Origin of the sequence: Thalassospira sp., from assembly GCF_002709775.1 — a bacterium.
GTDB lineage: Bacteria > Pseudomonadota > Alphaproteobacteria > Rhodospirillales > Thalassospiraceae > Thalassospira.
Genome location: NZ_PAQR01000005.1, coordinates 83,838 through 96,212 on the forward strand (window position 1 = coordinate 83,838; position 12,375 = coordinate 96,212).

Consider the following 12,375-nt stretch of genomic DNA (forward strand, 5'->3'; position numbering starts at 1 on the left):
AACCGACGATTAGTTGGTCAGGGCCTGGATCTGTGCACGAGCGATGTCGAGCGCGCGCTCGGCATTGGCTTTGTCGTGTGCAGTCTCGGCGGACTTGAGGGCGGCTTCTGCCGCTTCAAGACGGGCCTGTGCTTCGTCAGCTTTCAAATCGGCAACCGGAACCGCTTCTTCTGCCAGAATGGTGCAACGCTCGGGATTAACCTCTGCGACACCGCCAGCAACGAAGATACGTTCGGAAACCTTACCACCTGCATAGATGTCGATGACACCCGGACGAATGGTCGAGATCATCGGCGAATGCTTGGGCAGAACACCAAAATTCCCGTCCGTGCCCGGAACAACGACCATCTCGACCGGCTCTGATTTGAGCAGGGCAGACGGTGAAACAAGTTCCAGTACAGTCGTATCAGTCATGACAATCCTCGCTCCTTAGCCGGAGGGGGACCAAAGCTGCCTTAGGCAGCTTCGGCCATCTTCTTGGCTTTTTCGATGGCTTCTTCGATGGTGCCGACCATGTAGAATGCCTGTTCCGGCATGTGGTCATATTCACCAGCGCAGATCGCTTTGAAAGCCTTGATGGTGTCTTCGAGCTGAACGAACACGCCCGGAGTACCGGTGAAGACTTCTGCAACGTGGAACGGCTGCGAAAGGAAACGCTGGATCTTACGGGCACGTGCCACGATCAGCTTGTCTTCTTCCGAAAGCTCGTCCATGCCGAGGATGGCGATGATGTCCTGCAGACCTTTGTAGGTCTGGAGAACACGCTGAACTTCACGAGCGGTCTCGTAGTGTTCCTGGCCAATAACGCCTGGATCCAGAGCACGCGAAGTGGAGTCGAGCGGGTCAACTGCCGGGTAGATGCCGAGCTCGGCGATCTGACGGTTCAGCGTGGTGGTTGCGTCAAGGTGAGCAAACGAGGTTGCCGGTGCCGGGTCAGTCAAGTCATCGGCCGGGACATAAATTGCCTGGACCGAGGTAATGGAACCTTTTTTGGTCGAGGTAATACGTTCCTGCAGCGCACCCATGTCGGTTGCCAGCGTCGGCTGATAACCCACAGCAGACGGGATACGACCGAGAAGTGCCGACACTTCCGAACCAGCCTGGGTGAAGCGGAAGATGTTATCGACGAAGAACAGAACGTCCTGGCCTTCTTCATCACGGAAGTATTCCGCAAGGGTCAGACCGGTCAGAGCAACACGTGCACGGGCTCCCGGGGGTTCGTTCATCTGGCCATAGACCAGTGCCGCTTTGGATTCGCCCTCCGGATTGATAACGCCCGATTCCATCATCTCGTGATAGAGGTCGTTACCTTCACGGGTACGTTCACCAACACCGGCGAAGACCGAGTAACCACCGTGGCCTTTTGCCACGTTGTTGATCAGTTCCATGATAAGGACGGTTTTACCAACGCCCGCACCGCCGAACAGACCGATTTTACCACCCTTGGTGTACGGTGCGATAAGGTCGATAACCTTAATGCCGGTCACAAGGATTTCGGTTTCGGTGGACTGGTCGATGAAGTCCGGTGCTTCACGGTGGATCGGTGCGGTCTTGGTTGCAGTAACCGGACCACGTTCGTCAACCGGCTCACCGATAACGTTCAGAATACGACCAAGGGTTTCCGGACCAACCGGAACCGAGATCGCATCACCGGTGTCGATGACTTCCTGACCGCGTCTCAGACCTTCGGTGGTGTCCATTGCGATCGTACGAACCGCATTTTCACCAAGGTGCTGTGCAACTTCGAGAACCAGGCGCTGACCGTTGTTGTCAACATGCAGCGCATTCAGAATGGGAGGCAGTTCGCCGTCGAATTTAACGTCGACGACGGCGCCCATTACCTGGGAAATTTTCCCCGCCTTCTTGTTCGCCATAGGTATTGTCTCCTGCTCGGACAAAGCTATCCGTTAACTTCCTGCGACCCGCTTACAAAGCCTCGGCGCCGGAAATGATTTCAATCAGTTCATTGGTGATCTGAGCCTGACGTGAGCGGTTGTACTGGATGCTCAGTCGGTCGATCATGTCGCCGGCATTGCGGGTTGCGTTATCCATCGCGGACATACGCGCGCCGTGTTCAGATGCGCTGCTTTCAAGCATTGCACCGAAGATCTGGACGCCAACGTTACGCGGCAGCAAATCAGCCAGAATGGCTTCTTCGGACGGTTCGTAGTCATAAACCGCGGAAGAACCGGTTGCTTCTTCCTCGCCGTCAACGTCTTCACCCGCGAACGGGATCAGCTGCTGAGCGGTTGCCACCTGCGAAATCGCGGACACGAACTTGTTGTAGAAGATCGTGCAGACGTCGAATTCGCCTTCGTCATACAGCGCCAGAACCTTGTCTGCCACCTCGGTTGCCGAAGAGAAATCAATCCCCTTCTTGCCCTCGATGCCAGTATACCGGGCGACAATATTGTCACCAAATTCACGCTTGAGCGCATCTGAGCCCTTGCGGCCAACGCAGATGATCTTGACTGTCTTGCCTTCGCCCTTAAGAGCGATTGCCTTCAGACGAGCCGCTTTCACGATCGATGCGTTAAAACCACCGCAAAGGCCACGGTCTGCGGTGAAGACGACGAGCAGATGCACGTCATCCTTACCGGTACCGGCCAGAAGCTTTGGAGCCCCTTCATTGCTGCCGACGGCAGTTGCAAGACGGCCCAGCATCGTCCCCATGCGTTCAGCATAGGGACGGGCTGCTTCCGCTGCATCCTGTGCACGACGGAGCTTGGAGGCTGCCACCATCTTCATCGCCGAGGTAATCTTCCTCGTCGACTTGACGCTGGCAATGCGCGAGCGCAGATCCTTCAAACTAGCCATTGCGTTTCCTCCTTCGCCTAAGTTTCAGTCTTACGCGAAGGTTTTCGCGAACTTGTCGAGGAACGCTTTAAGCTTGGCTTCGCTGTCATCAGACAGAACCTTCTCGGTGCGGATCGCATCGAGGATATCAGCGCCAGCCGAACGAATTTCGGACAGGTACTGTTCTTCGAAGGCGCGAACCTTGTTCACCGGAATGCTGTCGAGATAGCCTTTAACACCAGCATAGATCACAACGACCTGCTCTTCGACCTTGAGCGGCGAGTACTGCGGCTGCTTGAGCAGCTCGGTCAGACGTGCGCCACGGGCCAGAAGTTTCTGGGTCGCCGGATCAAGATCCGATGCGAACTGTGCGAATGCTTCCATCTCACGATACTGAGCGAGTTCCAGCTTGATCGAGCCAGCAACCTGCTTCATCGCTTTGATCTGTGCGGACGAACCAACACGCGAAACCGACAGACCAACGTTCACAGCCGGGCGTACGCCTTTGTAGAACAGGTCGGTTTCAAGGAAGATCTGACCGTCGGTGATCGAGATCACGTTGGTCGGAATAAACGCGGAAACGTCGTTACCCTGGGTTTCAATGACCGGAAGTGCGGTCAGCGAGCCAGCGCCGTTTTCGTCATTCATCTTCGCAGCACGTTCCAGCAGACGGGAGTGCAGATAGAAGACGTCACCCGGGAATGCTTCACGTCCCGGCGGGCGGCGAAGCAGCAGCGACATCTGACGATAAGCAACAGCCTGCTTGGACAGATCATCATAGAAGATGGTTGCGTGCATGCCGTTGTCACGGAAGTACTCACCCATTGCGCAAGCAACGAACGGTGCGATGAACTGCATCGGCGCCGGGTCGGATGCGGTCGCAGCGACAATGATGGTGTTGTCCATCGCGCCGCGCTCTTCAAGGACCTTAACAACCTGTGCAACGGTCGAACGTTTCTGACCAACTGCAACATAGATGGAGAACATCTTGTCGCTGTCGGATTTCGCTGCATCGTTCACCGGCTTCTGGTTCAGAATAGTGTCAACGATGATGGCGGTTTTACCGGTCTGACGGTCACCAATGATCAGCTCACGCTGGCCACGACCAATCGGGATCAGGGAGTCGATCGACTTGATACCGGTCTGTACCGGCTCATGAACCGATTTACGCGGGATGATGCCCGGTGCCTTGACGTCGGCAAGGCGACGTTCTTTGGCGCCCAGCTCGCCTTTGCCGTCGATCGGGTTACCCAGACCGTCAACAACGCGACCAAGAAGTTCTTTACCAACCGGAACGTCAACGATGGCGCCAGTACGTTTAACCTGGTCACCTTCCTTGATCGAACGGTCAGAACCGAAGATCACGACACCGACGTTGTCTTCTTCGAGGTTAAGGGCCATGCCCTTAATGCCACCCGGGAAGTCAACGAGTTCACCAGCCTGAACGTTGTCCAGACCGTAAACACGGGCAATACCGTCACCTACGGACAGAACCTGACCGACTTCGGCAACTTCGGCTTCAGCACCAAAATTGGCAATCTGATCCTTGAGAATAGCGGAGATTTCCGCGGCGCGGATTTCCATCACGCAACCCCTTTCATAGCGAGCTCGAGCTTCTGCAGTTTAGTACGAAGCGAGGCATCAAAAACCCGGGAACCGACCTTGACGACAAGACCGCCAAGAACAGCCGGATCAACTTTAAGGTCCACTTTAACAGTGGCGCCGACAACTTCTTTGAGAGCGCCGGTAACGGCTTCGATTTGCTCTTTTTTCAGCTCGGAAGCCGAAGTCACCTGTGCGGTTACTTCGCCCTTGTGAGCCGAGAGCATGGAAAGGTAGGAATCGATAACAGCCGGCAGGGCAAACAGACGACGCTTCTGAGACAGAAGCCCAACGGTCTTCTTGGTCAACTCGGAAACGCCGAGTTTATCCAGAAGAGCCGCCATCGCCTTGGCCTGCACGTCCCGGGAAATCACGGGACTGCGGAGTACATTCCGGAGGTCATCGCTGTCTGCGATGGCCTGGTCGAGCAATTCAAGATCGCTTTTGACAGCATCAAGCTGGTTGGCCGAGTTGGCCAAGTCAAATAGTGCTGTGGCGTAGCGCCCTTGGAGCCCGGTCGCGGCAGTATTTTGGGACACCGGTGAAAGCCCTCAATTCTGGTTATGAGAACGACTCGGATACGTATAAAAAAATGATCCCCCGAAAGGGTTTCCTTCCGGGAAGCGAGCGTTTGGTATCACATGTCCTTTGAGTGGGCAACCCCCGCGCAAGCGCAATTGCGCCCTCTTTTCCATTCTTTGGCAAAGTTCGGCCAAAACACCCCGAAATCGCCCATTTTTAAGGCAGGCTTACAACTATTTTATAAGACGCCCGTCATGGGGGATCGGGGCAGAAGGTTAACGAATTCCTGATTCCGGTGACGAATCCCCCAAAACGGGAACAGTTAACCGATCGCCTACCAAAAACAGCGCAGGAAACTGTCCTTACTGTGACCGAGATCACGTTATTTTAGTCGGAACGAAGCAGAAGCACCGATCTTGCTTCTCTTGATCCCCGTCACGCCGGCCAGCCAGACAATCCTTCACGGGTGCTGAGCTCAATAAAGGAAGGGCGGCGGATGATGCGTTCGACATAGTCGCGCAAGCCGGGCCGGTCGATGGCAGAGCACGGCATGTTGCGCGACCAGCGCATCAGCATGATCGCCAACATATCGACCATCCCGAAGTCATCACCTAAAAGGTAATCGCCGTTTTTCAACAGGCGGGCTTCGAAATCATCCCATACGGAGCTGATCCGTTTTTCCGCCAGCGCCTTGACTGCACTGGCCCCTTCTGGATCGCCATCCTTGGCCGCATAGAGCCAATCGCGCATCGCCGGCATCAGGGTGTTGGCAATATATATCGCAAGCTGCAGCCATTCGGCCCTTTTGAGGCTGGCAGGTTCGGGCACCAAGCCACTTTCTGCATGTCGCTCTGCCAGCAACATCATCAGGGCAACGGTTTCCCCGTACGGCATACCATCAACAACCAGTGTCGGCACGCGCCCGGTCGGGTTTAGCTTGAGGTAGTTCGGATTGCGTTGATCGCCACGTTCAATATCGACCAAAATAGCCTCAAACGGAACGCCGAGTTCGATCAACATCCAATGCACCGCCATACTTGCCGTCCCCGGCGCATAGAAAAGCTTGTATTCCATCAATCTTACTCTCGAAGCTATCTGTTCAAATGCGGTTATCGCAACGGCGCACGACTTCGATCCGGGCAGGAAGTGGCGTTTCCGTCATCTATTAACAGTATCCTCTTGTCTGCAGCAGCGATTCGAAGTGAACGAACCATTTCGCATTTAGGCCGATTTTTCTGTTATGCAGCATCTACGTGCATTGTGCCAGATCAGGACGCGGCAAGGATGTAGAACAGAGATTTCTTTTGAAATTGTTCGTTAATCGCAGAGAGATACCGTATCATTTAGCCCGCACCAATCAAGTGAAGCCGGATGAAATACAGCCAACATCCATGCGTTAATAACAGGCGTGCCCGATCCGTGATCAGTGCTCTTGCCACCGTGATGCTGCTCTTTGTGATGAGCCAGCAGGCAATGGCGCGCACCCTGATTATCGAGGGGCTCGAAGAAGCGCCGCTTAAGTGGATGGGGCACGAAGAAGCCAAAGGCATTGATATCGACATCATGACCGAGGTCCTCAACACCATGGGGATCAGTGATTATGTCTTTCGATTTGTCGATACCGGCAGCCGGTTGCTGCACAATGCGCGCAATGGCACGTCAGATATCGTTCTGACCCTGTCCATGAACAACAAGCGCGCCAAGTACCTTATGTATCCGGATGAAGCGCATCTGCTTTTGGATTGGCGCTTTGCCGTCCGGGCGGAGGACAAGGATGCAATCCGGTTTGAAGAGTTTTCCGATCTGTCAAACGTACGGATCGGGGCGGCGGCCGATTATTCCTATACCAGTGCGTTCTGGAATTCCGGTCTCGATATCCAGACCGTAGCGCGTAATGACCTTCTGATTCCGATGCTGCTGCAAAAGCGTTTTGACGCGGTGCCGGTCAATTACCTCAACACCATTTATGACAGCCTGCAGAATCGTTATCGCGACAAGGTTGCCTTCCTCTATCCGCCGCTGCGCCGTGCGCCCTATTATAATGTGTTCTCTCGTGCGTCGGACTATCCGGGCAAGGATGCGTTTCTGGCCGATTACGACAAGATCATCCGCGAGATGCGCGATGATGGCCGGTTGCTTGAAATCTTTGAACGCTATCTTGGTGCAGATGGTTATGACTGGTGGCAGTCGCAATATTCCCAGTAAGCGCCGAGGTCGAAAGCTCCGTTCACATAAAGCTGTAGGGATCGATATCGACCTGCACGCGGACACTGCCCGGCGTCTTGACCTTTGACAGCCAATCATGGATCAGCGCCTGCATCTTGACCGACTTGTCAGCCCGGATCATGAAACGGCGGCGATAGCGCCCGCGCAACAGCGAAAGCGGTGCCGGGGCAGGCCCCAATACCATCAGCCCATCACCGCGCGGGGCAGCACGGCCAATACGCCAGGCGGCTTCGTCCACCTCGTTTTCCTTTTTGCCACTTATAATAAGGGCGGCCAGCCGACCATGTGGCGGCATGCCATGGGTCATGCGCTGCGACAGCTCTACCTCGTTAAAGGCATCGCGATCACCTGCTGCAATCGCCTTGATCACCCGGTTGGCCGGATCGGCGGTTTGCAAGATCACCGTGCCCGGCCGATCACCACGCCCGGCACGCCCGGCCACCTGGGTCAGCAATTGATAGCTTCGTTCGGCTGCGCGCAAATCCCCCCCCGCCAAGCCAAGGTCGGCATCGACCACCCCCACAAGGGTCAGCATCGGGAAGTGATAGCCCTTGGCCAAAATCTGCGTGCCGATCAAAAGATCGACCTCGTGATTATGCACACGCTTGATCAGTTCGGCTGCGGCCTTGGGCCCCATGATGTTATCGGATGTCGCGACCTCTACCCGGATATCAGGGAAGGTTTCAACCGCTTCCTCGTACAAGCGTTCCACCCCCGGACCGCAGGGGGCGAGCTTGCCTTCGGCCCCGCAGGACGGGCAGGCATCGGGTGCCTTGGCCTGATAGCCGCAATGATGGCATTGCAATTTACCCCATGCCCGATGTTCGACCAGCCAGGCCGTACAGTTCGGACACTGGAAGCGATGACCACAGGCGCGACAGAGTGTCAACGGGGCGTAACCACGACGATTGAGGAACAGCATTGCCTGCTCACCACTGGCGAAGGTTTCCGCCAGACGTTTCTTGAGCGTCGGGGTAATCCAGCGATTGCGTTCGGGTTTGTCCTGGCGGATATCGATGATCTCGACACTGGGCAATACCGCCGCGCCATGGCGACTTCCTAGCTGAACACGCTGATAGCGTCCGGCTTCGACATTGGCCAATGTTTCAAGCGATGGGGTCGCAGACGCGAGAACGACGGGAATGTTGCCAAGATGCGCGCGCGTCACCGCCATGTCGCGTGCATGATACATCACGCCGTCTTCCTGCTTGAAAGCGTGTTCATGCTCCTCATCGACCACGATCAGGCCAAGGTCGTGATAGGGCAAAAACAAAGCCGACCTCGCCCCGACAACCAGCCGTGCCGAACCATCGGCAACCGCCCGCCATGTATCACGTCGACGTGCTTGCCCGACTTCGGAATGCCAAAGCGCGGGCTCCACGCCAAACCGGTCGCGGAAACGCTGCAACCACTGGGCCGACAGCGCGATTTCCGGCAACAGGACGACAACCTGCTGACCCTTTGCCAATGCGGCACGGACGGGCTCAAAATAAACCTCGGTCTTGCCCGACCCGGTCACCCCATCAAGAAGCGTGCAGGAAAAACCGCCCTGCTCCAGACGGGCGCACAGGGCATCGGCGGCCTCGTTCTGCTCGGCTGACAAATCGGGACGCGGAATTTCAAGATCAGGGGCCTCAAACGGCGATGGCGGGCTGACCATCAAACGTTGCACGGCACCGGCTTCGACCAAGCCTTTAACAACACTTGCCCCGGCACCGGTTTCGCGCAGGATATCGCCCTGCTCCATCGGGGGGTGATCGGCCAGAAACGCCAGAACCCGTTTGCGCGGTGGCGTCATGCGCAAGCTTGCCGGATCAAATTCCGGGTTCAGGGTAAAACGAAAGATCGGTTTGGGGGCCTCAAGCGCGTCGGGGACGCTCATCGCCATGCGAAGAACAGCCCCCTGCGGGGACATGGTATAGGCCGATACCCAGTCAATGAATTTGCGCGTCACGTCATCCATGGGGGGCGTTGGCAGCACCCCAAAAATTTCGCGCAGCTTTGCGGCGTCAACATCGCCCTTGGCATCGCCCCAGACGACACCGCGCTGGATTTGTCGACCCAGAGGAATTTCAACGAAATCGCCCGGTGCAACGGACAAACCATCGGGCACCAGATAGTCGTACGGGCCTGCCAAAGGCAGGGGCGGCAGGACGCTCACGGTCTGGGCGGTTACCTCAAAGGCCGGATCATTCGCAAACAAATTTCCAGAGGTGGCCTTTGCGGCACTCATATATTATAAACCCCGTGAGGTTGCCCATCCGACCGGTGCCCTTTCAGGATCGCCAGCTACTGGGCACAGAAATTAACGGTCCCACAGCAAGGATCTGGTTCCGTCATCAGATGATCCAGAACCTAGCAGCTAACCGCATCATTGAACAACAGGTCCTAAACAGGAATTCCAATGAAGTTTTTCATCGATACCGCTGACATCGACGCAATCCGCGAACTGGCCATGTCCGGCCTCGTNGACGGTGTCACCACCAACCCCTCGCTGGTAGCAAANNCNGGCCGACCNTTTCTNGAACTGATCAAGGAAATTTGTGACGTTGTNGACGGCCCGGTCAGCGCNGAAGTTGCTGCNACCGATTANGAAACCATGGTTGCCGAAGGCCGCAAGCTTGCCAAGATCGCCGACAATGTCGTCGTCAANCTGCCGCTGACCGCTGATGGTCTCAAGGCTTGCCGNACCTTCACNGACGAAGGCATTCAGACCAACGTCACGCTTTGCTTCTCGGTTGGTCAGGCCATTCTGGCTGCCAANGCCGGTGCGACNTATGTTTCGCCGTTCGTTGGCCGNCTGGATGACATTTCCTCTGANGGCATGCAGCTGATTGCNGACATCGTTGATGTTTATGGCAACTACCCGAACTGGANCACCGAAGTNCTTGTNGCNTCGGCACGTGGNCCGCAGCATGTTGTCGACTCGGCCCGTCTCGGTGCTGATGTTGTCACCATCCCGCCGCAGGTTCTGGGTCAGTTGACCAAACACCCGTTGACCGACAAAGGCCTCGAAGCCTTCCTCGCCGATTGGGAAAAAACCGGCCAGTCGATCCTGTAATTTTGGATCGCTGATCGAGACCAACACATAAAAACCCGCACCGTGTGAGGTTTTTAACATGCATTTAACCCGGCAGCCCGCATTGTGGCAGCCGGGTTTTTTGTTTCTCACTTTTCAAGCCGGAACCGATGGAAAAGACAGCTTTGCGCGCCGATGATGTCGCGGACTACCTTGCCGAACATCCCGAATTCTTCACTACGCGCCCGGACTTGCTTGAAAGTCTTGATCTGCCGATGCGCGAACTGGGCAATGGCGTTGCCGACATGCAGCAATATGTCGTCGCCCGCCTGCGCGATGAACGCGAAAAGCTGCGTGGTGCCACCAGCGAGCTGATCAATATTTCCAAATCCAACCTCGAAACCCAAAGCCGCATTCACCGTGCGGTTCTGGCACTTTTGAACGCGCGCGGGTTTGAAACCTTTGTCGAGGCGTTGCAGGATCTTGTGCCCGAACTGCTCGACCTTGATGCCATCGCGCTGTGTTTCGAGGAATGCAATGAAGCCCCGGTTCCAAGCTGTGATGGCCGGGTGCGTCGCTTGGTCGCTGGTGCGGTTGATCAGGTTCTTGGCGAAGAACAGGATGTCTGGCTTCTGCCCGATGATGCGGGGGATGAGGCTATCTTTGGCCCGAAGGCATCTGATATCCGCTCTGCCGCGATTGTGCGTCTGGCACCGTTTTATGGTGATCCGGTCGGGCTTGTTGCCTTTGGCGTCAAGGAGCCGGATTACTTCAGTCCGGCACAGGCCAATGATCTGATCATGTTCCTGGCTTCTGTTATCGAGTTTGGTGTGCGTCGATGGTTGACCCAAACGGTCTGACCGCCATCACCCTGCCGCAGGATGTGCGCGACGCCATTGCCGACTGGCATGGCTGGCTTGCCAATGAGCGCCGCGCATCCAACCACACCACGGAAAACTATCTCGCCGATCTTTATGCCTTTCTGGGCTTTGTGAAAGACCATCTTGGCGATGCGCCGACGCTCCGCGATTTGCTGCGCCTGAACCCGCGCGATTTTCGAAGCTGGCTGGCCAGACGCAGCATGGATGGCATGGCCAAGACATCTACCGCGCGGGCCCTTTCCAGCTTGCGCAATTTCTATCGGTTCCTTGAACGGTCCGGGCGCGGGCAAAATGCCGCCGTGCAGTCGATCCGAAATCCACGCCTGCCTCAATCCACGCCCAAGCCACTCGCCCCTGATGATGCGATGGCGGTGCTTGAGAATGCCGATGCCTGGCAGGATGAACCGTGGCTTGGCAAACGTAACCTAGCCCTGTTCACTCTGCTTTATGGCTGCGGGTTGCGTATTTCCGAGGCGCTTGATCTTAATGCCAATCAACGCCCGGCCGGGGATTCGATGGTGATCACCGGTAAGGGTAACAAGCAGCGCCTTGTCCCGGTTCTGCCCATCGTACGCGATGCGATCGAGGATTACGTGCGCACCTGCCCCTTTGCGCCCAATGGCGATGATCCGTTGTTCCTTGGCGCACGCGGCAAACGCCTTGTCGCACAGGTCGCCCAGCGCGAAATGCGCAAGGTGCGCGAACTTTTAAATCTGCCCGATACTGCGACCCCGCACGCGCTGCGCCATTCCTTTGCCACCCACCTTCTGGCCGGTGGGGGTGATTTGCGCACCATTCAGGATTTGTTGGGCCACGCGTCGCTTTCGACCACCCAGCGCTATACGGCCGTGGATACCGAGCAATTGATGGCGGTCTATAACGGCACCCATCCGCGCGCCCGGCGCTGACCAAGCGCGTCGGAACCCTCCTTTGCGCCCATGCGTTTATTAACGCAGACAATCCGCCCTTCCTGCCCCGCGACAAGAGACAGAAGTCTGATGAAGCTTTTTCGATCCCGCCGCTTTGATGCCAGCCATCGCCACCGCCAGATTTACAGCGCCTATGAGATTGCCTATTCCGCCGTCGACCTTCTGGCGGCTGTGCTGTTCATTGTTGGAAGCTTCCTGTTTCTCGATGACGAAACGGTCAAGGCCGGGACGTGGCTGTTTATCATTGGATCGGTGTTCTTTGCCGCCCGCCCGGCTGTGCGTCTTGCGCGTGAGCTGCATCTGGCCGGACTGGGCGAAGGGGATCAGGAAGACGGTACCGAAACCGCGACGGCGGCAACCCGTTCCGGTTCCTGAGTCTCATTTGAGAAAATTTTAGTTC

12 protein-coding genes are annotated in these 12,375 nt (G+C 56.4%); 5 read left to right on the top strand and 7 right to left on the bottom strand.

The genetic code is table 11. The features are described from left to right. Positions 1 to 9 precede the first annotated feature (9 nt). From atpC to CMO10_RS02535, 6 genes are all read right to left on the bottom strand, one after another. Positions 10 to 414: an ATP synthase F1 subunit epsilon gene (atpC, locus tag CMO10_RS02510; protein WP_044827245.1), complete on the bottom strand. Its 405-nt coding sequence runs from the start codon at positions 412 to 414 to the stop codon at positions 10 to 12. A 41-nt stretch (positions 415 to 455) separates the two neighbouring features. After that, positions 456 to 1,874, bottom strand: coding sequence for a F0F1 ATP synthase subunit beta (gene atpD, locus CMO10_RS02515; RefSeq protein WP_297018721.1), 1,419 nt, complete (start codon positions 1,872 to 1,874; stop codon positions 456 to 458). A gap of 52 nt (positions 1,875 to 1,926) precedes the next feature. After that, positions 1,927 to 2,817, bottom strand: a complete 891-nt coding sequence (locus tag CMO10_RS02520; protein WP_297018722.1) for a F0F1 ATP synthase subunit gamma — start codon at positions 2,815 to 2,817, stop codon at positions 1,927 to 1,929. 30 nt (positions 2,818 to 2,847) lie between these two features. Beyond that, positions 2,848 to 4,380, bottom strand: coding sequence for a F0F1 ATP synthase subunit alpha (gene atpA, locus CMO10_RS02525; RefSeq protein ID WP_297018723.1), 1,533 nt, complete (start codon positions 4,378 to 4,380; stop codon positions 2,848 to 2,850). After that, a complete protein-coding gene (locus CMO10_RS02530; protein ID WP_044827248.1) occupies positions 4,380 to 4,937 on the bottom strand; it encodes a F0F1 ATP synthase subunit delta in 558 nt (185 codons plus the stop codon). Before CMO10_RS02530 ends, atpA begins: the two co-directional genes overlap by 1 nt. Before the next feature lie 418 nt (positions 4,938 to 5,355). Then, positions 5,356 to 5,994, bottom strand: a complete 639-nt coding sequence (locus CMO10_RS02535; RefSeq protein WP_297018724.1) for a glutathione S-transferase family protein — start codon at positions 5,992 to 5,994, stop codon at positions 5,356 to 5,358. Positions 5,995 to 6,339: 345 nt separating this feature from the next. Between CMO10_RS02535 and CMO10_RS02540 the strand changes: the two genes are divergently transcribed. After that, a complete protein-coding gene (locus CMO10_RS02540) occupies positions 6,340 to 7,125 on the top strand; it encodes a substrate-binding periplasmic protein (protein ID WP_297018725.1) in 786 nt (261 codons plus the stop codon). A 22-nt stretch (positions 7,126 to 7,147) separates the two neighbouring features. On the opposite strand, the gene CMO10_RS02545 is transcribed toward CMO10_RS02540, so the two are convergent. Further along, positions 7,148 to 9,379, bottom strand: a complete 2,232-nt coding sequence (locus CMO10_RS02545; protein WP_297018726.1) for a primosomal protein N' — start codon at positions 9,377 to 9,379, stop codon at positions 7,148 to 7,150. 171 nt (positions 9,380 to 9,550) lie between these two features. Here CMO10_RS02545 and fsa point away from each other — a divergent pair, with 171 nt between their 5' ends. The 4 genes from fsa (at position 9,551) to CMO10_RS02565 (ending at position 12,350) form a co-directional block, all read left to right on the top strand. After that, positions 9,551 to 10,207, top strand: coding sequence for a fructose-6-phosphate aldolase (gene fsa / locus CMO10_RS02550; RefSeq protein WP_297018727.1), 657 nt, complete (start codon positions 9,551 to 9,553; stop codon positions 10,205 to 10,207). A 128-nt stretch (positions 10,208 to 10,335) separates the two neighbouring features. Beyond that, positions 10,336 to 11,025 (top strand): DUF484 family protein, encoded by a 690-nt coding sequence (locus CMO10_RS02555; RefSeq protein WP_044827252.1) that lies wholly within the window; start codon positions 10,336 to 10,338, stop codon positions 11,023 to 11,025. After that, a complete protein-coding gene (locus CMO10_RS02560; protein WP_297018728.1) occupies positions 11,004 to 11,954 on the top strand; it encodes a tyrosine recombinase XerC in 951 nt (316 codons plus the stop codon). The genes CMO10_RS02555 and CMO10_RS02560 overlap by 22 nt, the downstream gene beginning before the upstream one ends. Before the next feature lie 90 nt (positions 11,955 to 12,044). Next, on the top strand, positions 12,045 to 12,350 hold the full coding sequence (locus CMO10_RS02565) for a YrhK family protein (protein ID WP_297018729.1): 306 nt from the start codon (positions 12,045 to 12,047) through the stop codon (positions 12,348 to 12,350). Positions 12,351 to 12,375 lie beyond the last annotated feature (25 nt).